Here is a 24806-nt window from a genome sequence, read left to right as displayed (position 1 = left end):
GACTTACGGGAAGTTCCCCAGAGGAATGACGCGTTGAAAAGTTTTCCAACCAGTCCGCAAAAATGCAAATGAGTGCTGGCATTAAGCCTTTAGTCAGTTCAATATTTGTCACAGAATTGACGCCAAGGAAATGTCAAATCTGAGGCATGATGCGGCCTCTTTGCAATTCGGGTTGAACTTTGGTCGTGAGCCTTGTCTTAACACTCATCTTGCGGCCAATTCCAAAAACCGCTCCCCTGAACTAACCGGTTAAATATATGCGCCCATTGAAACAGGCAATTTATTCCAGCCGTACGGCTGACAAGTTCGTCGTACGTCTGCCAGACGGAATGCGGGAACGCATTGCCGAGGTGGCTCGCAATCATCACCGCAGCATGAACTCCGAAATCATCGCGCGCCTGGAGCAGAGCCTTATTCAGGAAGGTGCGTTGGGCGAAGAGTTGAGCATGCGCCTGGACAGCCCTGAGCTGTCACTGCACGAACGCGAACTGCTGCAGCGTTTTCGTCAGCTCTCCCACCGCCAGCAAAATGCTCTCGTCTCGCTTATCGCGCACGACGTTGAGGCGGCCGCAGAAGCCAATTGATCTGCAACTGAAAGCCGAAGCCAGCGCTATGCTGGCTTTTTTTTGCGTGAAATTTGAGGGCACCGCAGAGGGCTTGTGTGGGAGCGAGCTTGCATTTGCTAGCAAGCCCGCCCCCACAGGGGATCAGAGCAGAAAGATCGTCGCCAGGCCCAGGAAGATGAAGAAGCCACCGCTGTCAGTCATGGCCGTGATCATCACACTGGCACCCATGGCCGGGTCGCGCCCCAGGCGTGCCAGTGTCATGGGGATCAACACGCCCATCAACGCCGCCAACAGCAGGTTGAGGGTCATGGCAGCCGTCATCACCACGCCCAGCGACCAACTGCCATACAGCAAGTAGGCCACCACGCCGATCACCCCGCCCCACACCAAGCCATTGATCAGGCCCACGGCCAATTCTTTGCGCAACAGGCGCGAGGAGTTGGCCGTACTCACCTGGTCCAGTGCCATGGCACGCACAATCATGGTGATGGTCTGGTTACCGGAGTTACCCCCAATACCTGCCACGATCGGCATCAGCGCCGCGAGGGCGACAAGCTTCTCGATGGAACCTTCGAACAACCCGATCACGCGCGAAGCGATGAACGCCGTGATCAGGTTGATCGCAAGCCACGCCCAACGGTTATGCAGGGAGCGCCAGACTGACGCAAAAATATCTTCCTCTTCACGCAGACCCGCCATGTTGAGGACTTCGGTTTCACTCTCTTCACGAATCAGGTCGACCATTTCATCGATAGTCAAACGGCCAATCAGCTTGCCGTTCTTGTCGACCACAGGCGCCGAGATCAAGTCATAACGCTCAAATGCCTGGGCAGCCTCGTAGGCGTCTTCATCCGGGTGAAAACTCACCGTATCGCTGGCCATCAGATCCGCTACTTTCTTTTCCGGATCATTGACCAGCAGGCGCTTGATCGGCAACACGCCCTTGAGAATGCCTTCGTAGTCGACCACGAACAGTTTGTCAGTATGGCCAGGCAGCTCTTTGAGCCGACGCAGGTAACGCAAGACCACTTCCAGGCTGACGTCTTCGCGGATGGTGACCATCTCGAAGTCCATCAATGCGCCGACCTGATCCTCGTCATAAGACAACGCGGAGCGCACACGCTCACGCTGCTGGCTGTCGAGGGCCTCCATCAACTCATGGACAACATCACGCGGCAGCTCAGGCGCCAGGTCAGCCAGTTCGTCGGCGTCCATCTCCTTGGCAGCGGCCAGGAGCTCGTGATCGTCCATGTCGGCGATCAGGGTTTCACGGACCGAGTCGGATACTTCAAGGAGGATGTCGCCGTCGCGGTCAGCCTTGACCAACTGCCACAGGGTCAGTCGATCATCGAGTGGCAAGGCTTCAAGAATATAAGCGACGTCGGCGGAGTGCAGATCATCGAGCTTGCGTTGCAGCTCAACGAGGTTTTGCCGGTGAACCAGGTTTTCGACGCGGTCGTGGTGCGGACCTTCCTGGCGGTGCGTGAGGTCTTCGACCACGCGCTGACGCTGCAGCAGCTCGATGACTTGAGCCAGGCGATCCTGCAGGCTGTCTTGTGTTTTCTTTACTTCTACTTCGGTCATAGGCGAACTCCACTCCCAGCAGCGGGGCACGCCGGAAGGATCAATCAGTCAATTCATGATTGGTAAAACGGGGTACTGAGCAACTACTGGGTAAGTCCATGGAGGTATTCCACAAGCCCCGGCGGGGCTGACGGGCGCAATGATACACGCTGCGCGCGCTTTAAACGTTAAAAAACTGGAAAGAACAAGCGCTTGCGAGCCAAAGCTGAGCATTGGCTGCATCTATGAACTGCGACGACACAGCCCGAAAGGAAAACACATGAGACAGGAGAAAGAGTTGAAATCCTACACAAACCCCAGACGGCAAAAAGCCCGCACTAGGCGGGCTTTTTGTTTGTATGGTGCACTCGACAGGATTCGAACCTGTGACCGCTCGGTTCGTAGCCGAGTACTCTATCCAGCTGAGCTACGAGTGCAGATTGTGTTTTTAGACCAGATCACAACTGGTTGAAGCCAAGTCACCTGCATTGCTGCAACTGACTCTTAAATGGTGCACTCGACAGGATTCGAACCTGTGACCGCTCGGTTCGTAGCCGAGTACTCTATCCAGCTGAGCTACGAGTGCATTTGTTGCCGCGCATTATAGGCCGTTCAATCTCTATGTAAAGCTATTTTTTCGTTTAATTTCAACAACTTAGCGAAAAAACCAGATTGCAACGTACTAAGCAAATAATGGCGGAGAACGGGGGATTCGAACCCCCGACACCCTTTTGAGGTGTACTCCCTTAGCAGGGGAGCGCCTTCGGCCACTCGGCCAGCTCTCCGCAACACGGGGCGTATATTAACCACGTTCATCCCCGTTTGCAAACATAAAAAACGATAAAAATTAAAGGCTTGGTTCTTCGTCCTTCTCTTTCTTGATCCGCAGGTAGATTTCCTCGCGGTGGACAGCTACCTCTTTCGGAGCGTTAACCCCGATACGTACTTGATTGCCTTTGACGCCGAGCACGGTCACGGTGATTTCGCCATCACCGATAATCAGGCTTTCTGCGCACCGACGAGTCAGAATCAGCATAGCTTTCACCTCACGCATTTCAGTTCAGGAACAACAGTCTGCAAAAAAAAGGCGTTCGACCTACAACCTGATGGCCATAGCCCTAACGACCTAAGTATTGTCGAGCGCACGCAAAAGACCATGCGTTCCACAAAAAATGAAAGGCGCGGTATACCGCGCCTTCCTGGTATCGCATCACTCGCCCGGTCGGGCCGGAGCGTCCAGCTCAAAAGCGGTGTGCAGTGCGCGCACTGCCAGCTCCAGGTACTTCTCTTCGATCACCACCGAGACTTTGATTTCCGAGGTGGAGATCATCTGGATGTTGATGCTTTCCTTGGCCAACGCCTCGAACATGCGGCTGGCAACGCCGGCATGGGAACGCATGCCCACGCCCACGATCGACACCTTGGCAATCTTGGTATCCCCGACCACTTCACGGGCGCCAATCTCGCTCGCGGTGTTCTGCAGGATACGCTCGGCAGCATCGTACTCGTTGCGGTGCACAGTGAAGGTGAAATCGGTGGTGTTATCGTGCGAAACGTTCTGCACGATCATGTCGACTTCAATGTTCGCGCCACTGATAGGGCCGAGGATCTTGAACGCCACGCCCGGGGTGTCTGGCACGCCACGGATCGTCAGCTTGGCTTCATCGCGGTTGAAAGCGATGCCGGAAATGATCGGCTGTTCCATGGATTCCTCTTCATCAATAGTAATGAGGGTGCCCGGACCCTCTTTGAAGCTGTGCAATACGCGCAGCGGAACGTTGTACTTGCCGGCGAACTCCACCGCGCGGATCTGCAACACCTTGGAACCGAGACTGGCCATTTCCAGCATCTCTTCAAAGGTGATCTTGTCCAGGCGCTGGGCCACGGACACCACACGTGGGTCGGTGGTGTACACGCCGTCCACGTCAGTATAGATCTGACATTCATCGGCCTTGAGCGCCGCTGCCAGCGCCACGCCGGTGGTATCCGAACCACCACGCCCGAGGGTGGTGATGTTGCCCTGCTCGTCCACACCCTGGAAGCCTGCTACAACTACCACGCGGCCGGCTTTCAGATCTGTGCGGATTTTCTGATCGTCAATCTGCAGGATGCGTGCCTTGGTATGCGCGCTGTCGGTGAGGATGCGCACCTGGCTGCCCGTGTAGGACACTGCCGGCACACCACGCTTGTTCAGTGCCATGGCCAGCAAGGCAATGGTTACCTGCTCACCGGTGGACACGATCACATCCAGCTCACGCGGCAGCGGCTGTTGGTCACCACTGATTGCCTTGGCCAGATCGATCAGGCGATTGGTTTCGCCGCTCATGGCCGACAGCACCACCACCAGGTCATCGCCGGCGTCGCGGAATTTCTTAACCTTGTCGGCGACCTGCTCGATTCTTTCGACAGAGCCGACCGAGGTGCCTCCAAATTTCTGTACGATCAAAGCCATTTCTAAGCCGCCTCAGCCCGTAAAGGGGCGCCCAATAAACAAATCGTCCAGCACCCAAACGAGCCCATGACTAGACCATGGGCTCATTAACAGTGCCTTAAATGCCGGCCTCGACAAACGGCACGGTCAGGGCCAGGGCCGCGTCCAGGGAGCCTGCGTCTACACCACCGCCTTGCGCCATGTCCGGACGACCACCGCCCTTCCCGCCCACTGCCGCAGCGGCTTGCTTCATCAAATCACCGGCCTTGAGTTGGCCAGTCAGGTCTTTGGTTACACCGGCAACCAGAACGACCTTTTCCTCATGGACACCGCCGAGCAGGATCACTGCGCGGCCGAGCTTGTTCTTCAACTGATCGACCAAGGCCAACAGCGCCTTGCCGTCCTGGCCGTCCAGGCGCACAGCCAGTACTTTCACGCCCTTGACGTCCAGCGCGGAGGCCGACAGATCGTCGCCCGCTGCGCTCGCCGCCTTGGCTTGCAACTGCTCCAGCTGTTTTTCCAGTGCGCGGTTGCGCTCCAGCACGGCCGACAGCTTATCGATCAGGTTGTCGCGGCTGCCCTTGACCAGGCCGGCCGCTTCCTTGAGTTGTTCTTCAGCCGCATTGAGGTAAGCCAGGGCCGCAGCACCGGTGACCGCTTCAATACGCCGTACACCAGAGGCCACGCCGCCTTCGCTGATGATTTTCAACAGGCCGATATCGCCCGTACGGTTAGCGTGGATACCGCCACACAGTTCCACCGAGAAGCTGCCGCCCATGCTCAGTACGCGCACTTCGTCGCCGTACTTCTCGCCAAACAGCGCCATGGCGCCTTTCTTCTTGGCGGTTTCAATGTCGGTTTCTTCGGTTTCAACCGGGGTATTCTTGCGAATCTCGGCGTTGACGATATCTTCCAGCGCCTTGATCTGCTCAGGCTTGATCGCTTCAAAGTGGCTGAAGTCGAAACGCAGGCGCTGGCTATCGACCAACGAACCCTTCTGCTGCACATGCTCACCCAGCACTTGGCGCAACGCAGCGTGCAGCAAGTGAGTGGCAGAATGGTTCAAAGCAGTTGCATGCCGCACGTCGGCATCGACTTGAGTGTCGACCGGCGCACCGACCGTCAGGTTGCCCAACACCAGCACACCGTGGTGCAGGAACGCGCCGCCGGTCTTGGTGGTGTCACGCACTTCAAAACGCCCGGAGGTCGAGCTCAGGAAACCACAGTCACCCACCTGGCCACCGGATTCGGCGTAGAACGGCGTCTGGTCGAGGACCACCACCGCTTCGTCGCCTTCGCTCAATACGTCGACCGACTTGCCATCTTTGTAGATGGCCACGATCTTGGCCGCGCCAACGGTCGCCGCGTAACCGGTGAACTCGGTGGGCACGTCAACCTTGACCAGGGTGTTGTAGTCCAGGCCAAAGGAGCTGGCGGAACGGGCACGCACGCGCTGGGCTTCCATCTCACGCTCAAAACCCGCCTCATCGATGGTCAGCTCGCGCTCACGGGCGATGTCGGCGGTCAGGTCCATCGGAAAACCGTAGGTGTCATACAACTTGAACACTACATCGCCCGGCACCACGGTGCCTTTAAGTTCAGCCAGGTCCTGCTCGAGGATCTTCAGGCCGTGCTCCAGGGTCTTGGAGAACTGCTCTTCTTCAGCCTTGAGCACGCGCTCTATGTTGGCCTGCTGCTGCTTGAGTTCCGGGAAGGCATCGCCCATCTCGGCGACCAGCGCGGCCACGATCTTGTAGAAGAAGCTGCCGGTGGCGCCCAGCTTGTTACCGTGACGGCAAGCGCGTCGAATGATGCGGCGCAGCACATAGCCGCGGCCCTCGTTGGACGGCAGCACACCGTCGGCGATCAGGAAGCCGCACGAACGGATGTGGTCCGACACTACCTTGAGCGAAGACTGGTTGTCATTGGCGCAGCCAATGGCGGCCGCCGACGCGCTCAGCAGGTTGGTGAACAGGTCGATTTCGTAGTTGGAATGCACGTGCTGCATCACCGCACTGATCCGCTCCAGGCCCATGCCGGTGTCCACCGACGGCGCCGGCAGCGGATGCAACACGCCATCGGCGGTGCGGTTGAACTGCATGAAAACGTTGTTCCAGATCTCGATGTAACGGTCGCCGTCTTCTTCCGGCGAGCCCGGTGGGCCGCCCCAGATATCGGCGCCGTGATCATAGAAAATCTCGGTGCACGGGCCGCACGGGCCGGTATCGCCCATGGTCCAGAAGTTGTCGGACGCGTAAGGCGCGCCCTTGTTGTCGCCGATGCGAATCATGCGCTCGACGGGCACACCGATTTGCTGGGTCCAGATGTCATAGGCTTCGTCGTCGGTCGCGTAGACCGTGACCCAGAGCTTTTCCTTGGGCAGCTTCAACACGCCGGTCAGGAAGGTCCAGGCGAAGGTAATCGCATCTTTCTTGAAATAGTCGCCGAAGCTGAAGTTACCCAGCATCTCGAAGAAGGTGTGGTGGCGAGCGGTGTAGCCGACGTTTTCCAGGTCGCTGTTCTTGCCGCCGGCGCGTACGCACTTCTGGCTGCTGGTGGCGCGGGTGTAAGCGCGCTTTTCCTGGCCCAGGAAGCAGTCCTTGAACTGGTTCATCCCCGCGTTGGTGAACAGCAGGGTTGGGTCATTGCCTGGGATCAAGGAGCTGGAGGCTACACGGGTGTGGCCTTGCTCTTCGAAGAAGCGAAGGAAGGCTTCACGGATTTCTGCGCTTTTCATTAGGTTCTTCCACGGAGTCTGCGGCCAAAGGCCAGTGCGCAACATCATCAGACGGAGCGACGGCAAAGGGCCGCATTATATCGGCCCTTTGCCGGTGGTACAGCGTGTTTATGCGATAGAAACAGTCAATTAGACGGTCTGCACGATCATTTTCGGGAAAACTCGACAAATGTCTGCACCACCTGCTCCATCTGCACTCGGCTGACATCCAGGTGAGTGACCATGCGCAGACGCGGCGCGGCGCTCAACTTGATCCCGCGTTCGGCGGCAAAGGCCTTCAGCGCCTGGGCCTGATCGCCAATCTGCACGTACACCATGTTGGTTTGCACCGGCTCCACTTCAAAGCCGGCGTCGCGCAGTGCATCGCCCAGCCATTGGGCGTTGGCGTGGTCATCCGCCAGACGTTGCACCTGATGATCCAGGGCATACAAGCCCGCCGCCGCCAGCGAGCCGGCCTGGCGCATGCCGCCACCGACCATCTTGCGCAGACGCCGCGCCTTGGCGATCAGCGCAGTGGAGCCGCACAGCACCGAGCCGATCGGCGCGCCCAACCCTTTGGACAGGCAGACCGACACCGAGTCGAAATGCTGGGCAATCTCCCGCGCATCCACACCGAGCTTCACCGCCGCGTTGTAGAGTCGCGCGCCGTCCAAGTGCAAGGCCAGGCCATGTTCACGGGTAAACGCCCGCGCTTTCGCCAGGTACGCCAGCGGCAGCACTTTGCCCTGCATGGTGTTTTCCAACGCCAACAGGCGGGTGCGGGCGAAGTGGAAATCATCGGGCTTGATCGCCGCCAGTACGTGGTCCAGGTCCAGCGAACCGTCGGCTTGCACCTCCAACGGCTGCGGCTGGATCGAGCCAAGCACCGCCGCGCCACCGCCTTCGTATTTGTAGGTGTGGGCCTGCTGGCCGACGATGTATTCCTCGCCACGCTCACAGTGGGCCATCAAGGCAAGCAGGTTGCTCATGGTGCCGGTGGGCACGAACAGCGCGGCAGCGAAGCCCAGGCGCTTGGCCAGTTCGGCTTCCAGATGGTTGACGCTCGGGTCTTCGCCGTAGACGTCATCACCGCTGACGGCAGTGGCCATCGCGTCGAGCATGCCGGCGGTGGGTTGGGTCACGGTGTCGCTGCGCAGGTCTATGACGGTCATCCGGGGGCCTCTGAATAGGGTTGTCGTATTGACGATTACTGCGGGCAAAGCCACGCAATATCAAGCCCCACGTGCATTCAATCGAATACCAACCAAACAAACCGATATAGGTTATCGATACGGCGATCGTGCAGTTTCTGAAAAAGCATGTTAAAAACTCTCCGCCGCCAGGGTTCTGGCGGCAACGTTCTCAGGGCGGGGTGCAATTCCCCACCGGCGGTAATTGCACGCAATGTGCATAGCCCGCGAGCGCTTGGCGCCTCGAACTGCTCACGCAGGACGGCGACAAGGTCAGCAGACCCGGTGTGATCCCGGGGCCGACGGTCATAGTCCGGATGAAGAGAGAACGGGATTGGCACCCAAGGGCCGCGCGCTGAACTCATGCCTGCATGATGCCGCTGTTCGTACCCTTGAAATCCCATTCGATTCATAACGCCCTGTTTTTTTCTTAAACAGGAGTCAGAACATGCAACCCACCGCAATCGACAGCAAAAGCAAAAACCACCACGGCGAGCGCGTCGCGTTTATCCAGGCCTGCTGGCACAAGGATATTGTCGACCAATCGCGCAAAGGCTTCCTCGCCGAAATGATCGCCCAGGGCTACCAGGAATCGGACATCGATTTCTTCGAAGTCGGCGGCGCCTTCGAAATGCCCCTGCACGCCAAGCTGCTGGCCAAGACCGGCCGTTACGCCGGCATCGTCGCCGCGGCATTGGTGGTGGACGGTGGCATCTACCGCCACGAATTCGTCGCCCAATCGGTGGTCAGTGGCCTGATGCAGGTGCAGCTGGAAACCGAAGTGCCGGTGTTCTCCGTATCCCTGACCCCGCATCACTTCCACGCGGGCAGCGAGCACCACACCTTCTTCTACGAGCACTTCGTACACAAGGGCCAGGAAGCCGCGCGCACGTGCGCCGACACGCTGCACAAGGTGCGTGCGATCCGCCGCAGCGAGCCGCGTGCTGTAGCCGTTTAAGCAACACCAAAAAACCCGGCCTCAGAGCCGGGTTTTTTGTGGGCGCTTGCTTGTGTGGGAGCTGGCTTGCCTGCGATAGCGGCAGGTCAGTCAACATCACTGTTGCCTGTGCCGCCGCCATCGCAGGCGAGCCAGCTCCCACATTTGATCGCGGCTGTCTTGGGACCTATATCAGGCCAGCATCCGTGGTCGGCACGATCAATATCCCCGCCCGCAAACCATTCTTGACCTTCGGGTTCGGGAAGATGATGCGCGCGCCCTCCTCCTCGATCACCCAGCGGGTCTTGGCCACGTCTTCGGCCAACAGGTAGCCCTTGGCCAATGGCGAAAAGTTTTCCACATCCGCCGGCAGGTGCAGCAGGAAGGCATCACTGTGCTTGATCACTTCGCGAGAGACGGCAAACAATTGCAGGCCATCGAGGCTCTCGGTTTCGGGCTCATCACCTTCGATGATCTGCTTCAACCGTGTCTCCAGGCGTGACACATCCACGCCCTGGTTCTGCCCGAACGGTCGGGCCTTGCCCAATTCCAGGGTGAAGGCTTCGGCGTCGAGTTGCTCGTAGGTGAACGCGGTGAACGTGATCGAGGTTTTGTTCTGCAACAACACCGCCTGCATACCGGCAGCGTTCAGGCGCGCCAGCTCATGGCGCGAATGCTGGCGCCCGTCCTTGAACGGGTACAGCGCGAACTGCTCGATCTTCGAGCCGCGAATGGCCGTGTGCAAGTCGTAATGCAGGCGCGAACGGCCCGGCAGGCTGAAGAAGCTGCGAGCCAGTTGCTCAAGCTCGGCGGCGCGCATGGCCTCCGGGCCGATGTTTTGTTCGTGACGGCCGTTGAACAGCCGGTTGACGTCCAGTTCCAGGTAACGCTCGCCGCGGCGCATGGCCTCGGGGTTACCGAACAGGAACAAAATACGATTGCGAGGCTTGATGTCCCCACGGGCGATGCCATGCAACAGGCGGTCGAGCAATTCGATCGGCGCGGTTTCGTTGCCATGGATGCCGGACGACAGCAGCAGGTCGCTGCCGTTGTCCAATGCCTGCGGAGGGCGCACTTCAAGCGCGCCCTCGCTGAGCCAGCGCATCTGCACGCCGTCGACAGTCAGTTGAATTTTTTGCGCCGGTTCGCGACCGGCGAGGGTCAGTTCAAGCAGTTTGCCGAGGGCGAGCATAAGCAGCTTCCTTAGTGGTTGCAGCCAGGACCGTGAACGTGATCGTCGTCATCACCTTCAACGTCGGCCGGTTCCATTTCCAATTGCAGGCTCATCAGGTTGGTGGCCAGCGGGCGCATCAGCAGGTTGGCGTATTCAGCGTCACCTTCTTCCACGTCCACGCCGATCAGCAGTTGGCCACGGCCGTCGTGCTGGATCCAGATCTCCTTGCCCTGCCACACCACGGCGACGCGGGTGCAGGAGGTTTCCAGCTGGGTGCCGTCGGTGTCTTCAAGGATCAGTTTCAGGGTGTCGGTGGTCATAAATAGTTCTCAGCCATAGGGTGTAAAAAGAGGTGGCGTTAATTGATCTGGAAAGGATAAACCGAGCCCAGTTTAAGGATTTGCGTCAGTTCATCCAGTGCCGTCCGGCACTCAAGCAGCAATTGCGGGTCAGCCAGGTCGCTTTCACGCAGGCTGTCGCGGTAGTGCTTGTCGACCCATTGGGTCAGGGTCTCGTACAACGGCGCGGTCATGATAACGCCTGGGTTCACCGCCGCCAGTTCCGTTTCATTCAAGGCCACGCGCAAGCGCAGGCACGCCGGGCCACCGCCGTTCTGCATGCTTTGCTTGAGGTCGAATACTTTCACTTCACGGATCAGCCCACCAGAGGCGGTCAGGCCTTGCAGGTACTGCCAGACACGCTCGTTGGCGCGGCATTCTTCCGGCACGATCAGCAGCATCGAGCCGTCGGCGCGGGTCAGCAACTGGCTGTTGAACAGGTAGGAACGCACCGCGTCCTCGACGCTGACCTCGGCGCGTGGCACACACACCGACTGGAAGTTGCCACCCAGCTTGCCCAACTTGCCTTGCAGTTCGGCGAGCATCTGCTCGGTATTGAGGAACGCGTCCTCGTGGTAGAACAACACCTCGCCGTTGCCCACCGCGATCACGTCATTGTGGAACACACCGGCATCGATTACCGCCGGGTTCTGCTGGCCGTACACCACGCCGTCATCTTTCAAGCCGTGCAGGCGTGCAACTGCCTGGGAGGCTTCGAGGGTCTGGCGCGCCGGGTATTTTTGCGGCGCCGGGTAACGAGTGTCGAACGCACTGCGCCCGAACACGAAAAACTCAACCCCGGCCTCGCCGTAGTCACGGCAAAAACGCGTGTGGTTGGCCGCGCCCTCATCGCCGAACTGCGCCACCGCCGGCAACGCGGTGTGGTGGGCAAAGTGCTTGCCATCGGCAAACATCGCCCCCAGCACACGGCTGGTGGTCGGGTGCTCGATGCTGCGGTGGTATTTGCAGTTGAGGTTGGCGGCGGTGAAGTGCACGCGGCCATCCGCCGTATCGGCGCTCGGGCTGACTGTGGCGGCGTTGGCCACCCACATGCTCGACGCCGAGCAGCTGGCCACCAGCAATGGCATCGCCTGCTTGGCGGCCTGCTGGATCACTTGGGCGTCAGTGCCGCTGAAACCGAGGCTGCGCAAGGCAGCCACATCCGGGCGCTCTTGCGGCGCCAGCACGCCTTGCACAAAGCCCATGTCCATCAGGGCTTTCATTTTCTGCAGGCCCTGCAACGCCGCAACCTTGGGGTTCGAAGACTGCTGGCTGTTGCTCTGGGACGCGACGTTGCCATAGGACAAACCGCCGTAGTTATGGGTCGGCCCCACTAGACCGTCAAAATTGACTTCACAGGATTTCATCGGCGAGGCTCCACGAACATCTGTTTTTATAGGCATCAAGTTACTTGAACACACCACTGACCTTGTGTGGGAGCTGGCTTGCCTGCGATGGCATCACCTCGGTTTTACTGAAAAACCGAGGCGCCTGCATCGCAGGCAAGCCAGCTCCCACATTTAGATCAGCGTTACCCCTGGCGTCAGTGTCGCTGGCAATACCAAACTCGGGGTTTCCAGCGACGCCACCGGGTACGCGCAATAATCCGCCGCGTAATACGCACTGGCGCGGTGGTTGCCCGAGGCGCCCACACCACCGAACGGCGCAGTACTGGCAGCGCCGGTCAGCTGTTTGTTCCAGTTGACGATACCGGCGCGGCTTTCCAGCCAGAACTGCTGGTAGCGCGCTTCGGAATCCGACAACAGACCCGCAGCCAGCCCATATTGAGTGTTGTTGGCCTCGGCAATCGCCCCGGCAAAATCAGCGTAGCGGATCACTTGCAGCAATGGGCCGAACAGCTCTTCATCCTCACGCTCGGTCACGCCGGTTACATCAATGATGCCTGGGGTCAGCAAGGCGGCCTGAGCCTGCGGCTGAGTCATTTCCAACAGCGCCACCGCGCCATTGGCCAGCATCCACTCCTGGGCATCCATCAAGGCTTTGGCCGCGCCGAGGGAAATCACCGACCCCATGAACGGTGCCGGCTGCTGGTCGAATGCACCGACTTCAATCGTCGCACTGACCGCCACCAGACGCGCCAGCAAGGCATCGCCCCAGGCGCCTTCGGGCACCAGCAAACGCCGGGCGCACGTGCAGCGCTGGCCAGCCGAAATGAATGCCGACTGAATAATGGTGTAGACCGCCGCATCCACATCGGCCACTTCATCGACCACCAATGGGTTGTTGCCACCCATTTCCAGGGCCAGGATCTTGTCCGGGCGCCCGGAAAACTGCTGGTGCAGATGGTTGCCGGTGCGGCTGGAGCCAGTGAAGAACAACCCGTCAATGCCAGGGTTGGCCGCCAGGGCGATACCGGTTTCCCGCGCACCTTGCAGCAGGTTCAACACGCCCGCCGGCAAACCGGCTTCAACCCAGCATTGCACGGTCAGCTCGGCGACTTTGGGGGTCAGTTCGCTCGGCTTGAACAACACCGTGTTACCCGCCAGCAATGCCGGGACGATATGCCCGTTCGGCAAATGGCCCGGGAAGTTGTAAGGGCCGAACACCGCCACCACACCGTGGGGCTTGTGGCGCAATACGGCCGTGGCGTCGCCCAATGGGCCGCTCTTTTCGCCGGTACGTTCGCGGTAGCTTTGCACCGAGATGGCAATCTTGTTGGCCATGCTGGTGACTTCGGTGGCCGATTCCCACAGCGGCTTGCCGGTTTCCTCGCCGATGCAGCGAGCGATTTCATCGGCGCGCGTTTTCAGCGCGGCGGCAAAGGTTTCCAGCACGCTGATGCGTTCTTCCAGCGGGCGGCGAGCCCAGCCTGGAAATGCCTGACGCGCCGCCTGCACGGCCGACTCGACCTGCTCGGCAGTGGCGCCATTACCAGTCCACAGCACCTGCTGGGTCACCGGGTTGCGCGACTCAAACAGCTCACCCTGGCCGGCCAGCCAGCTACCTGCGATATACAGCGAATTCATTATTTCGACTCCCGAGCAGCAGACAACGCAACAGCGCGCACTTGATCACCCACCACCAGTTGCAGGCGTTTGGCGGTTTGCGGATCGACCACCAACGTGCCTGCCGCCAGCCGGGCCGGAGCGGCAGTAATGCGGCACTCCTCGCGCTTGCGGTTATGGATCAGGAACGGCGTAGCGTCGTCCCCCGGCGTGCCGATGGCCAACACCAGCGACTGGCTGTCGCGCACCGCACGGATTTTGCTGGTTTCACATTCCACCGCCGGGCCGGCGTCGAAGATATCGACATAACCCTGGTAGCTGAAGCCCTCACTCTTGAGCATGCTCAATGCAGGCTCGGTGTCCGGGTGGACCTTGCCGATCACATTACGCGCGTCTTCAGACAAGAAGCAGCTGTACAGCGGAAACTTCGGCATCAGCTCGGCGATAAACGCCTTGTTGCCCACGCCGGTGAGGTAATCGGCCTGGCTGAACTCCATCTTGAAGAAGTGCCGGCCCAGGCTTTCCCAGAACGGTGAGCGCCCGGCGTCGTTGGACACGCCACGCATCTCGGCAATGATCTTGTTGCCGAACAGTTGCGGGAACTCGGCGATAAACAGCAGGCGCGCCTTGGCCAGCATGCGGCCGTTGAGGCCGGTGCGGTAATCGGCGTGCAGGAACAACGAGCACAACTCGGAATTGCCGGTAAGGTCGTTAGCCAGGAACAGCGTCGGAATCTCGCGGTAAATGTTCAGCTCCTGGGAAGCGCTGACCGTGAGGCCGACCCGGAAGTTGTACCAAGGCTCACGCAGGCCGACGGCACCGGCAATGGCAGAAATGCCCACCACACGGCCTTCGTCGTTTTCCAGCACGAACAGGTAGTCGGCATCACCCCGCCCGGCTTCACCGCGAAAGGTTTTTTCCGCCCAGCCAACTCGATGGGTCAGGCGCTCCTCGTTGGCCGGCAAGGTGGTGAGGCCGGTGCCGGTGCTGCGCGCCAGATCAATCAGGGCCGGTAAATCGCTGCTGCGTACGGGACGAACGATCATGCTATCTCCTCAGACGGGCCGCTTTGCAGCCACCCGCGAAACTCTCTTTTTAAACCGCTACCAGACGCACACTTGCGCCTTCGCCAACGCCCAGGGCTTCAGCCGCTTCCAGGTCCAGGGTCACCGGCTTGCCGGGCGCGTAGTCCAGTTCCAGCATCACCGCGCGGTAATCCTGCAACTGCGCGTTGCTCACCAGGTACTGGCGGCCGACACCTTTGACCATCTCGCCGATTTTTACCGGCACCACGCGGCTCTGGGCGATCGAGCGAATGCCCGAAACCCGTGCGTGCAACGTTGGGCCGCCGTCGAAGATGTCGATGTAGTGGTCGGTCTCAAAACCTTCGCGCATGAGGATGTCGAAGGTGATTTGCGCACGCGGGTGCACCTGGCCCATGGCTTCCTGGGCTTCATCCGGCAACAGCGGCACGTAGATCGGGTAATGCGGCATCAGCTCGGCGAGAAAGGTGCGGCTTTTAAGCCCGCACAGGCGCTCGGCGGCGGCGTAATTGAGGTCGAAGAAGTTGCGACCGATGGCGTCCCAGAACGGCGAATCACCGTTCTCGTCGCTGTAGCCGACAATCTCGGTCACCACCGAGTCGGCAAAGCGCTCGGGGTGGCTGGCCACGAACAGCAAGCGGCCACGGGAATTGAGTTCCGACCACGGCGAACCAACCAGCGCAGGCTGCACGTAGAAACTGGTGAGCAGGCTGTTGCCGGTGAGGTCATGGCACTGGGAAAGCACGTGGATCTTGTTGTGGATCTTCAGCTCGCGGGAAGCGTGCACGAAGGTCTCGTTACGAAAGCTGTAGAACGGTTCGGAGTAACCGGCCGACGCGACGATGGCCGAGCAGCCGGCGAGCTTGCCGGTCTCGGTGTCTTCGAGCACGAAGAAATAGCTTTCTTCACCGTTGAAACTCACCTCGGCCGCGAAAGACGCTTCGCTGGCAGCGATTTTATCGCTCAGGCGTTCCACATCGTCCGGCAAGGAGGTGACACCAATCGGGCTGTCCGCAGCCAGACGCTGTACCTCGCCCAGATCAGCCATTTGCGCGGGGCGCATCACCAGCATGGTGTCACTCCTTAACTCGAAAAACTCATAGGGGGAAAAATGCCGGACAGGTTTTCAATCAGAGAGGGCTTGTGTGGCGAGGGAGCTTGCTCCCGCTGGGCTGCGTAGCGGCCCCAAGATTTTGGGAGCGCTTCGCACTCCAGCGGGAGCAAGCTCCCTCGCCACACAAGCGGCTCCCACATTTGATCCGGTCCGGCCTTTAGAATTTTTGTTCGACGCCCGGATCACCAGGCGCCAAGCGGTCCATCAAGCTTGCGTCAACGTCTTCACAGCACGTTCGAAGCGGTCCAGGCCTTCGTTGATATCCGCGTCTTCCACCACCAGGCTTGGGGCGAAACGCACCACGTCCGGGCCGGCTTGCAGGATCATCAGGTTTTCTTTTTCGGCCGCGTTGAACACGTCCTTGGCACGGCCTTTGAACGCGTCGCTCAGCACGCAACCAATCAGCAGGCCCATGCCGCGCACTTCGGTGAAGATCCCGTATTGCTTGCCGATCTGCGTAAGACGCGCCTTGAACAGGTCGTGCTTGGCGTTCACACCGGCCAGTACTTCTGGGGTGTTGATCACGTCGATCACCGCCTCGGCGACCGCACACGCCAGCGGGTTGCCGCCGTAAGTAGTGCCGTGGGTGCCGACCACCAGGTGCTTGGCCAGGTCTTCACGGGTCAGCATGGCTGCGATCGGGAAACCACCGCCCAGGCTCTTGGCGCTGGTGAGGATGTCCGGCGTCACGCCGTAATGCTGGTAGGCGAACAGGTGGCCGCTGCGGCCCATGCCGGTTTGCACTTCGTCGAACACCAGCAGCGCATTATTGGCGTCGCACAGTTCGCGGGCGCCTTGCAGGTAAGCCAGTTCGGCTGGCAATACGCCGCCTTCGCCCTGGATCGGCTCCAGCACCACGGCGCAAGTTTTATCCGACACGGCCGCTTTGAGCGCGTCCAGGTCGTTATAAGGCACGTGGGTAATGCCGGTGATTTTAGGCCCGAACCCATCGGAGTACTTGGACTGGCCACCGACGTTGACGGTGAACAGAGTACGGCCGTGGAAGCTGTTCAACGCGGCGATGATCTCGTACTTCTCGGTGCCGAAACGGTCGAACGCAACGCGACGGGCCAGCTTGAATGCGGCCTCGTTGGCCTCGGCGCCGGAGTTGCAGAAGAACACGCGCTCGGCAAAGGTGGCGTCGATCAGCTTATGGGCCAGGCGCAGGGCCGGCTCATTGGTGAACACGTTGGAGACGTGCCACAGCTTGTTGGCCTGTTCGGTCAGTGCACCGACCAGCGCCGGGTGGGCATGGCCCAATACGTTAACCGCGATGCCGCCGGCAAAGTCGATCAGCTCGCGACCGGCCTGGTCCCAAACGCGCGAACCTGCGCCACGCACGGGAATGAAGGCGGCAGGTGCGTAGTTGGGCACCATCACCTGGTCGAAATCGGCACGTTGCACCGGGGCTTGCTCAACGGACATCGGAGTCTCCTGAAGAGGAACGCCTGCCTGGAACTGGCGGGCGATGCAGGGATTGTAAGGACAGTTTTCAGCGCGGCCTTGCCGCCAAGCGACAACTTCTTATAGCGCCAACCCGCGTTTTTGGCGGGTTTACGCCAATGCGACAAATAGCGTCGCAATGGCGCAGTTTAAACGTTGCATCGTTTGAGAGGCAGGGGCATCGCCTGCTGATTTCGAAGGTTGTATTAACTATCTGCCCCCTGTACGCCAATCAGACTTGCTGTGATGACGGTGACTCAACCCACTGAAGGATCAGCCACGTGCCTCCCCTGACTCAAACCACGCTCACCCAACACCTGACACTCACCGCCAGCAGGGTGCCCGCCGGGGCTCACACCCGCCTGCCGCAATGGCTGGGCAACGCCTCAAGCGCGCGGCGCGAGACTTTGAAAAACACCCGGCTTGAGTTTGCCGATTGGCAGGCCGACACCCGCCGCCAGCAACAAGCCCCCCTCCAGCAAGCCATGGCCGAGAGCTGGGCCACGCAAAACCAGCTCGACACCGCCCTGGCAGCGCTGCAAGCGCCCCAAGCGTTCGCGGCACCCTTGCTGCAACAGGGTCTTACTTCCCGCTTTGGCATTGAGCTGGATGTCACCGCCACTTACCTGCGCCTTTACGCCCCCGTGACGGTTCCGCTGTTCCCTGTGGACTTGGGAGGCGTCAAGGCCTGGACCGTGTCGCTGGTGGATGCAGCGCTGCACAATTTCGACGCCGCCGAAGGCGAAAAAGCCGCTTACACCACCGACTCCACCTTCATCACCCAACCCTCAGCCGCTGGGCAATTCGACACCCTGCCCGCTGTGACCGAAAAAATCAGCATCGCGCAATTCGTCGGACTGTGCCGCGAGCTGGACATCGGCGCGCAGTACCAACGCTACCTCAAAGGCTTTTTCGGCTTCCAGAACGCCACGCTGCAGGCATCGCTGCGCAGCAAGGTGATCGCCAATCTCAAAGCCGAGGCGCAAACCTGCGTGCACATGGCGCGCCTGAAAAAAGACGCGAGCGAATCGACGCTGCGCACACTCCAGGCGCAGCTCGACGGCCTCAGAGGCTTGACACTCCAGGGCAAGGTACTGCTCAACCACGACCTGAGCCTGATGGGCGCACCGCTGACCGGCATAGTGCTGTTCGCCGCCGACCTGGAGCAGCACCGAAGCGCAGTCCCCATAGTGGCGTACATTCCCGGCGACCCACTGGCGCCCCTCAAGTATTACCCCGACGGCACAGCATTCATGCGCGACCTGGCCGACAAGCTGCGCGACGCCGACTACCAGGCGTTTTTCAGCCGCTTCGTCAACCAAGAATACCGCGGCTACTTCTTTGCAGACCTCAACAGCCGGCTATCCAAAGTCGTCTGGCACTCGCCGCAGCCCGGCGACTCACGCCCCGCCTGGCGCGACGAACCGGTGGTCAACCCGAACCTGCAGTTCTATGCAACGAAAATCACCGGTGATCTTTACGAACACCTGTACGAGACCAAGCTCGACAAGCTGCTCAATGACGCTCGGGTAACCGCCATCTCCACCGCAGACGCCGACAGCAAGGCACGCTGGCAACGCTGGGACATTGTGCAGAAGGTCGCTAACGCCATTCTCGAAGTCGCCGCCTTCATCGTGACCCCTTTCCTTCCACCACTGGGCGCGCTGATGCTGGGCTACACCGCTTACCAACTGCTCGACGACGTATTCGAGGGCATCATCGATTGGGCTGAGGGCCTCAAGCGTGAAGCCTTCGGGCACCTGATGTCGATCCTCGAGCAAATGGTGCAACTGGGTATGTTCGCAGTCGGCGCACCGATTGCCGAAGGTTTGCTGCGACAGGCACTGCCCAACGAACTGTGGCGCTTTTTTGAGCGGCTCACCCCGGTCACAACTGACGGCAAGACCCGCCTGTGGAAGCCCGACCTGGCGCCCTACACCCATGACATTCAACTACCGCCCGAGTCACGCCCCAATCACGAAGGGCTATATGCCCATGCGGATAAACAGATCCTGACACTCAATGGACAACACTTCTCCATCAAGCAGCAATTGGGTAACACTTTCCTTGCCCACCCTACCCGCGCGCACGCTTACCGCCCGCAAATCATCAGCAACGGCAAGGGCGCCTGGCTGACAGCAACAGATCGCCCGCTGACCTGGGATCGCAGCACCTTGCTGCGTCGACTCGGCCCACCGGCTGACACACTCAGTGAGACGCGCCTGGAATGGGCGCATCGCATCAGCGGCGCCGACGATGCCGCCCTGCGCAAGCTGCATATGGACCGCCAACCACCGCCTCCACTATTGGCCGACACCTTCAAGCGCGTCGCCATTGATCAGCAACTGCAAGACTTTATCGACCAGATGAACAGTGACGACCCTGCGCAGTATCAAAAAGCCGACCCGCAAACCCAGCTTTGGCTGTTGAGTCAGACCGGCCTGTGGCCCGAGTCCAAGACCTTGCGCTTTCTCAACGCGAAAGGTGAGACCGTCTGGGAGCATAAAGGCCAGGAAAACTCGGCGGTGGCGCAGATACATGAAGCCCAGATGAAAAATGGTGATTTTCTCAAAACGCTGCTGGAAACCCTGGACGAATCAGAACGCAAAATCCTGCTTGAGGAAGAATTCGGCACCCCCGCCACCCAACTGCACGTGCGCGCGGCCAAACTGCGTAAACAGCTGGCACGCCAAGCCCAGGCCAAGCGCGCTTCATTGTTTGACTCCCGCTACCGAGGGCTGGAAACCACCGATGACCCGCGCCTGCAAAAAATCATCGACAGTGCGCCCGGCCTGCCCACCAGTGCGGCGCACGAGGTGCTGTTCGGCGCCAGCGGCCAAGACCTGCTGGCCATGGATCAAGGTAGTCTGCCACCCCATCTGGTGGAGCGCGCACGCTGGGCTGCGCATCAGGTCAGGATCAGTCGAGCGTATGAAGGGTTGTACATGGATGCCCTGGAAAGCAACGACACAGAACAACTCGCGCTGCATTCCCTGGAAAAGCTGCCGGGGTGGTCGCCGCAGGTACGCCTGGAAGTGCGCGACTTCAGCCGCACCGGTACGGTACGGGACACCATCGGCCCGCTGCAGGCACCGATCCAACGCACCTTGGTGCGCGCCATTGATGGCGATTACGTTCCCGAAGACGGCAAGGGCACCCTGTTCGGCGAAACCGACCTCTATACCGCCGTGCTCCAGGCACTGCCCGACGCGCAACGCGACGCGCTGGGTATCCACATTGGCCAAGGCCCACTGCTGAAACAGACCTTGCGCCAGTACGCGCTGGCCCGTGAGCCGCTGGGGGAGCTGCTGGCAACTGCGCCAGTGCGCAAGCCCTTTTACGACCCCAAGCTGATGCGCTTGCCAGGCGGCATGGAGGGTTACGACGCGAGTGCCCCTGGCAACACAAATAACCTTGAGGCGCTGTTAGTACACGAACTGTATCCCCGCCTCGCCCCAGCAGAAGTGGACTATGTACTGAACGCCATGCGAAGCCACCCTGGCTCGCCCTTACAGACGCTTCATTATTTGAAGGCTGAATTTTCACGACTGGAAACCGACCTCGCGACCTGGCGCTCCAACCTCTCTCAAACCTTCCTCAACACCGAAGTACCGCTTTTCTCCTCAACCGTTGCCGAAGAGAAACTTAATCGCTGGATCTGGACCCACCAATTGCTCCGTGCCTGGCGGCACGAGACCCCGGAGGACAGCGAGTTTTCTCTTGGCCGCCAATTGCACCTCGACGCCCCCTTGCAAAGCGAACTGCCCACCATCAGTGCCAACTTCGACCACATCTGCAACCTGAGATTGAAGGGTTATCCCACCACCCAAGGCGTACCCGCCTTTTTGGCCCACTTCCCCAACCTGCGCACGCTGGATATCAGCGACATAGCACTCAACACACTGCCTCCCGAGGTCATGGCGCGCACCCAGCTCAATCGGCTGACGCTGAGCAATTGCAACCTTAACCTGACCACACAAAGCCGTGCACAGCTTGCCACTTTGAGCCAATTGAGAAGCCTGGACCTTTCCCGCAACTACCAGCTGTCACTTTCTCCCAACCTTGGGCAAATGCCTGAGTTGCAGACGCTGAACCTTAGCCAGACGCATATTTCGCTATTCCCCGAACACCTGATCAATCGCCCTCAGCTCACGAGCGCCGACCTCAGCGGCAACTACCTGAGCAGGCTACCCGACGCGCTGTTCAGCCTGCCCGCCGAACGGGCTAGAGCGTTTGATTTGTCGGGCAACCCCCTTTCACGCGCCACCCTGGAAAAGATCAAACGTTACTGCCAGAGAACCGGCGAACACTTCGGCGCAGACGCCAACCCATTCGAGCGTCGCTTGGTTCATGAGCTTTACCCCACCTTCACTGACGACGAGGCGAATAACTTTATCTTCAGGTTGCCCGGTGAGCTGAATGACTCAATGCCCGCACTCCTGCGCTTGAAAACCGACTACGAGCGACTGCAAACAGACTTGCAGGAGTGGGCATTGGATATACCTGAACGGTACCCGTTCATAGACACGCCCATGGACGAAGGCGTAAGAGCGCAACAGCAACTGCTTCGCCACCAGCTCAAGGCCTTGCTGGAGGAAAGCTGGCGACGGGAGACCGGTCTGGATTCAAGCCAGGAGCCGCCGACCACCGATCATGAAATGGCGCTGAAACTGCCTTTACTCGGCGATTTACCGGTGCTGAATATGGACTTTAAACATGTGTCGAAACTGGAGTTGAGCGCAGAGCAAGCCACCTCAATTCCCGAAGGCTTTCTTGTGCGTTTTCCCAACCTGGAAACCCTGCATATTCATCGTTATGCCCTGCCGGACATTCCTGCCGATGTGTTCAAGCTGACCAAACTCAAGACACTGATCCTGTCCCATAGCCGTATGCGGTTGACCGCAACCAGCGCCGACGCCTTGAGCGACCTGCAAAACCTTGAGTACCTGGACCTCAGTGGTAACCCCCTGGGCATCACGCCCGACGTCAGCAAGATGTCCGGGTTATCCACCCTGATCATCGAAAATGCCGGCCTTACCGAGGTACCCAACGGGACGTTCAACCTGCCATCCCTCGATCAACTGGACCTGAGAAACAACCGGATAACCGAACTTCCCACTGACCTGCTTGAGGTGGCGCCGGACAGGGCCGATGGTTTCGTTCTGGGCGGCAATACGTTCTCGCCTGAAACGATCGCCCTGCTGGTGCCGTATTACAATCGCACCGGAGTGGACTTTGGCATCCCGGAGGTCAGGCAGCGCGCGCAACTCAGCCCAGCGTCGTCAACCGACGCATCAGATCAGGAAACCGAACAATAAAGGCCACTCAACCACGCTCGGAGGGCACCGACGACAATTCAAACGGGCTGCTGCTACGCCGCTGGTTACGGTCTTCACGCGGGGTGGCGCCAAAGAAGTTGCGGTAAGCGCTGGAGAAGTGCGGCCCCGAGGAGAAGCCGCACGACAGGCCGATCTGGATGATCGACTTGCTGGTTTGCATGAGCATCTGGCGGGCCTTGTTCAGGCGCAGTTCCAGGTAATACTGGCTGGGAACGCGGTTGAGGTATTGCTTGAAGATCCGCTCGAGTTGTCGTCGTGACACGCACACATGCTGGGCGATTTCGTCGGTGGTCAGCGGCTCTTCAATATTGGCTTCCATCAGCAGCACGGCCTGGGTCAGCTTCGGATGGCTGGAACCCAGGCGGTTTTGCAGTGGGATGCGCTGGCGCTCGCCGCCTTCGCGAATGCGCTCCACCACCAGTTCTTCGGAGACCGCACCGGCCAGCTCGGCGCCGTGATCACGGGCCAACACCGCCAGCAGCAGATCGAGTACCGACATGCCGCCACAGGCGGTCAGGCGGTCGCGGTCCCAGTCAAACAGATGGCTGGTGGCGATCACCTTGGGGAAGCGCTCGGCGAAGTCGTCCTGCCAGCGCCAGTGCACGGCGGCGCGGTAGCCGTCGAGCAGACCCAACTGAGCCAAGGGATACACACCGGCCGACAACCCGCCGATCACGCACCCGGCGCGCACCAACTGCTTGAGTGCAGTACTGAGTTGGGACGCAATGACGGTAGGTGGTTCGTCCGCCAGCAGGAACAGCTTCTGAAAGCCTTCAAGCTTGCCGGCCCACGGTTCGCCCGGTAATTGCCAGGCACCTTCGGTGCGCGGCTCGGCCTGCAAGAACGACAGTTCGTACACAACGTCCGGATGCACCCGTTGAGCAACGCGCAAAGCCTCCTCAGCCAGCGCAAGCGTGAGTGCTTTTGTGCTGGGCCAAATCAGGAAACCAATTTTATGGGCGGTCATTTAGGGGCTATCCGAAGCGAGTAACAGTAATGAAGACAAGGGCCAATGCTAGCCGGTAAACGAACACAAATCTCAAAACATATGGAGAACCAATGTGGTAGCTGGCTTGCCTGCGATGGCGGAGGGTCAGTTGCCACACTGGTTACTGATATATCGCTATCGCAGGCAAGCCAGCTCCCACAGGGAACGAGGCGACCTCAAGGCTGCGAAATATGCACTATTTGAGTGCACAAAAGCAGTCTTGATTATTTCAAGCTACCGGAAAGAAACTGCTGCAACCGCTCGGACTGCGGGTTCACCAGCACTTCACGCGGGTTGCCACGTTCTTCGACGATGCCTTTGTGCAAAAACACCAACTGGTTCGAGACTTCACGGGCAAAGCCCATTTCGTGGGTCACCACCACCATGGTGCGGCCTTCCTGGGCCAGGTCCTGCATCACCTTGAGCACTTCGCCGACCAGCTCCGGGTCGAGGGCCGAGGTCGGTTCGTCGAACAGCATCACCTCCGGCTCCATTGCCAGGGCGCGGGCGATGGCCACGCGCTGCTGCTCGCCGCCGGACATGTGGCCGGGGAACGCATCCTTACGATGGCCCACACCAACTTTGGCCAGGTAGTGCTCGGCCTTTTCACGCGCGTCTTTTTTCGACATGCCCAGCACGTGCACCGGCGCTTCCATCACGTTTTCAAGCGCAGTCATGTGCGACCACAGGTTGAAATGCTGGAACACCATGGACAGGCGCGAACGCATGCGCTGCAGCTGTTTCGGGTCGGCGGCCTTCATGGCGCCGTCCTTGTTGGCCACCAGTTTCAGCTCTTCGTTATTGAGCAGAATCTTGCCGGCGTGGGGTTGCTCCAGCAGGTTGATGCAGCGCAAAAAGGTACTTTTGCCCGAACCACTGGAACCGATGATGCTGATCACATCACCGGCCGCGGCGGCCAGGGACACGCCTTTGAGCACTTCATGACTGCCATAGCGTTTATGCAGGTCTTGGACTTCAAGTTTGTACATGCGGTCGGT

At 59.8% G+C, this 24806-nt stretch carries 17 protein-coding genes, 3 tRNA genes and 1 riboswitch; of the genes, 3 read left to right on the top strand and 17 right to left on the bottom strand.

Annotated features, from left to right (window positions below; genetic code table 11):
- The first annotated feature begins 257 nt into the window (after window positions 1-257).
- Window positions 258-584, top strand: a complete 327-nt coding sequence (locus GIW28_RS14175; RefSeq protein ID WP_003193592.1) for an Arc family DNA-binding protein — start codon at window positions 258-260, stop codon at window positions 582-584.
- Between the two features lie 123 nt (window positions 585-707).
- On the opposite strand, the gene mgtE is transcribed toward GIW28_RS14175, so the two are convergent.
- The 8 genes from mgtE to ltaE form a co-directional block, all read right to left on the bottom strand.
- A complete protein-coding gene (gene mgtE, locus GIW28_RS14170; protein ID WP_017138415.1) occupies window positions 708-2150 on the bottom strand; it encodes a magnesium transporter in 1443 nt (480 codons plus the stop codon).
- 339 nt (window positions 2151-2489) lie between these two features.
- A tRNA-Arg gene (locus GIW28_RS14165) sits at window positions 2490-2566 on the bottom strand.
- A 72-nt stretch (window positions 2567-2638) separates the two neighbouring features.
- Window positions 2639-2715 (bottom strand) — tRNA-Arg (locus GIW28_RS14160).
- Window positions 2716-2823: 108 nt separating this feature from the next.
- Window positions 2824-2914: transfer RNA gene (locus GIW28_RS14155), tRNA-Ser, on the bottom strand.
- A gap of 62 nt (window positions 2915-2976) precedes the next feature.
- The gene (gene csrA / locus GIW28_RS14150; protein ID WP_003175645.1) at window positions 2977-3165 is read right to left on the bottom strand and encodes a carbon storage regulator CsrA; all 189 of its coding nucleotides are present in this window, start codon (window positions 3163-3165) and stop codon (window positions 2977-2979) included.
- Between the two features lie 174 nt (window positions 3166-3339).
- Entirely contained in the window at window positions 3340-4581 is a 1242-nt protein-coding gene (locus tag GIW28_RS14145; protein ID WP_017138417.1) for an aspartate kinase, read from the bottom strand.
- 97 nt (window positions 4582-4678) lie between these two features.
- Complete coding sequence (alaS, locus tag GIW28_RS14140; RefSeq protein ID WP_138450939.1) at window positions 4679-7297, bottom strand: alanine--tRNA ligase; 2619 nt, start codon at window positions 7295-7297, stop codon at window positions 4679-4681.
- A 146-nt stretch (window positions 7298-7443) separates the two neighbouring features.
- Entirely contained in the window at window positions 7444-8448 is a 1005-nt protein-coding gene (gene ltaE, locus GIW28_RS14135) for a low-specificity L-threonine aldolase (RefSeq protein WP_017138419.1), read from the bottom strand.
- A 182-nt stretch (window positions 8449-8630) separates the two neighbouring features.
- Window positions 8631-8800, top strand: a riboswitch (FMN riboswitch).
- A 114-nt stretch (window positions 8801-8914) separates the two neighbouring features.
- On the opposite strand from ltaE, the gene GIW28_RS14130 reads away from it, so the two are divergent.
- The gene (locus GIW28_RS14130) at window positions 8915-9424 is read left to right on the top strand and encodes a 6,7-dimethyl-8-ribityllumazine synthase (protein ID WP_003233516.1); all 510 of its coding nucleotides are present in this window, start codon (window positions 8915-8917) and stop codon (window positions 9422-9424) included.
- Between the two features lie 166 nt (window positions 9425-9590).
- Here the strand turns inward: GIW28_RS14130 and astE are convergent, their stop codons facing one another.
- The 7 genes from astE to GIW28_RS14095 all read right to left on the bottom strand — a co-directional run bounded on the left by astE (window position 9591) and on the right by GIW28_RS14095 (window position 17463).
- The gene (astE, locus tag GIW28_RS14125; protein WP_236446681.1) at window positions 9591-10595 is read right to left on the bottom strand and encodes a succinylglutamate desuccinylase; all 1005 of its coding nucleotides are present in this window, start codon (window positions 10593-10595) and stop codon (window positions 9591-9593) included.
- Window positions 10596-10606: 11 nt separating this feature from the next.
- On the bottom strand, window positions 10607-10897 hold the full coding sequence (locus tag GIW28_RS14120) for a hypothetical protein (RefSeq protein ID WP_003214319.1): 291 nt from the start codon (window positions 10895-10897) through the stop codon (window positions 10607-10609).
- 38 nt (window positions 10898-10935) lie between these two features.
- Window positions 10936-12282 (bottom strand): N-succinylarginine dihydrolase, encoded by a 1347-nt coding sequence (gene astB / locus GIW28_RS14115; RefSeq protein ID WP_236446679.1) that lies wholly within the window; start codon window positions 12280-12282, stop codon window positions 10936-10938.
- Window positions 12283-12435: 153 nt separating this feature from the next.
- On the bottom strand, window positions 12436-13905 hold the full coding sequence (astD, locus tag GIW28_RS14110; RefSeq protein WP_169985270.1) for a succinylglutamate-semialdehyde dehydrogenase: 1470 nt from the start codon (window positions 13903-13905) through the stop codon (window positions 12436-12438).
- Window positions 13902-14927 (bottom strand): arginine N-succinyltransferase, encoded by a 1026-nt coding sequence (gene astA, locus GIW28_RS14105; RefSeq protein WP_017138423.1) that lies wholly within the window; start codon window positions 14925-14927, stop codon window positions 13902-13904. Before astA ends, astD begins: the two co-directional genes overlap by 4 nt.
- Window positions 14928-14976: 49 nt before the next feature.
- Window positions 14977-15996, bottom strand: a complete 1020-nt coding sequence (gene aruF / locus GIW28_RS14100; RefSeq protein ID WP_017138424.1) for an arginine/ornithine succinyltransferase subunit alpha — start codon at window positions 15994-15996, stop codon at window positions 14977-14979.
- A 246-nt stretch (window positions 15997-16242) separates the two neighbouring features.
- On the bottom strand, window positions 16243-17463 hold the full coding sequence (locus GIW28_RS14095; protein ID WP_236446677.1) for an aspartate aminotransferase family protein: 1221 nt from the start codon (window positions 17461-17463) through the stop codon (window positions 16243-16245).
- Between the two features lie 299 nt (window positions 17464-17762).
- Here GIW28_RS14095 and GIW28_RS14090 point away from each other — a divergent pair, with 299 nt between their 5' ends.
- Window positions 17763-22799 carry a leucine-rich repeat domain-containing protein gene (locus GIW28_RS14090; protein WP_236459086.1) on the top strand — a complete coding sequence of 1679 codons (5037 nt, stop codon included), beginning with the start codon at window positions 17763-17765 and terminating at the stop codon, window positions 22797-22799.
- A gap of 7 nt (window positions 22800-22806) precedes the next feature.
- Here GIW28_RS14090 and GIW28_RS14085 read toward each other — a convergent pair whose 3' ends face one another.
- Together GIW28_RS14085 and GIW28_RS14080 are read right to left on the bottom strand one after the other, a co-directional pair.
- Entirely contained in the window at window positions 22807-23787 is a 981-nt protein-coding gene (locus GIW28_RS14085; protein ID WP_017138427.1) for a GlxA family transcriptional regulator, read from the bottom strand.
- 245 nt (window positions 23788-24032) lie between these two features.
- Window positions 24033-24797 (bottom strand): ABC transporter ATP-binding protein, encoded by a 765-nt coding sequence (locus GIW28_RS14080; RefSeq protein ID WP_003214336.1) that lies wholly within the window; start codon window positions 24795-24797, stop codon window positions 24033-24035.
- Between the last annotated feature and the right edge of the window lie 9 nt (window positions 24798-24806).

Origin of the sequence: Pseudomonas sp. PA-5-4B, assembly GCF_021606215.1 — a bacterium.
Classification (GTDB): Bacteria; Pseudomonadota; Gammaproteobacteria; order Pseudomonadales; family Pseudomonadaceae; genus Aquipseudomonas; species Aquipseudomonas edaphica.
Note: the sequence above shows the minus strand (reverse complement) of the source record. Positions and strands in the feature narration are given on the sequence as shown.

Excerpts from the sequence above, each read along its gene's own strand:
- GIW28_RS14175 (WP_003193592.1), top strand. The coding sequence starts at position 258 with ATGCGCCCATTGAAACAGGCAATTTATTCCAGCCGTACGGCTGACAAG.
- mgtE (WP_017138415.1), bottom strand. The coding sequence starts at position 2,150 with ATGACCGAAGTAGAAGTAAAGAAAACACAAGACAGCCTGCAGGATCGC.
- csrA (WP_003175645.1), bottom strand. The coding sequence starts at position 3,165 with ATGCTGATTCTGACTCGTCGGTGCGCAGAAAGCCTGATTATCGGTGAT.
- GIW28_RS14145 (WP_017138417.1), bottom strand. The coding sequence starts at position 4,581 with ATGGCTTTGATCGTACAGAAATTTGGAGGCACCTCGGTCGGCTCTGTC.
- alaS (WP_138450939.1), bottom strand. The coding sequence starts at position 7,297 with ATGAAAAGCGCAGAAATCCGTGAAGCCTTCCTTCGCTTCTTCGAAGAG.
- ltaE (WP_017138419.1), bottom strand. The coding sequence starts at position 8,448 with ATGACCGTCATAGACCTGCGCAGCGACACCGTGACCCAACCCACCGCC.
- GIW28_RS14130 (WP_003233516.1), top strand. The coding sequence starts at position 8,915 with ATGCAACCCACCGCAATCGACAGCAAAAGCAAAAACCACCACGGCGAG.
- astE (WP_236446681.1), bottom strand. The coding sequence starts at position 10,595 with ATGCTCGCCCTCGGCAAACTGCTTGAACTGACCCTCGCCGGTCGCGAA.
- GIW28_RS14120 (WP_003214319.1), bottom strand. The coding sequence starts at position 10,897 with ATGACCACCGACACCCTGAAACTGATCCTTGAAGACACCGACGGCACC.
- astB (WP_236446679.1), bottom strand. The coding sequence starts at position 12,282 with ATGAAATCCTGTGAAGTCAATTTTGACGGTCTAGTGGGGCCGACCCAT.
- astA (WP_017138423.1), bottom strand. The coding sequence starts at position 14,927 with ATGATCGTTCGTCCCGTACGCAGCAGCGATTTACCGGCCCTGATTGAT.
- aruF (WP_017138424.1), bottom strand. The coding sequence starts at position 15,996 with ATGCTGGTGATGCGCCCCGCGCAAATGGCTGATCTGGGCGAGGTACAG.
- GIW28_RS14095 (WP_236446677.1), bottom strand. The coding sequence starts at position 17,463 with ATGTCCGTTGAGCAAGCCCCGGTGCAACGTGCCGATTTCGACCAGGTG.
- GIW28_RS14085 (WP_017138427.1), bottom strand. The coding sequence starts at position 23,787 with ATGACCGCCCATAAAATTGGTTTCCTGATTTGGCCCAGCACAAAAGCA.
- GIW28_RS14080 (WP_003214336.1), bottom strand. The coding sequence starts at position 24,797 with ATGTACAAACTTGAAGTCCAAGACCTGCATAAACGCTATGGCAGTCAT.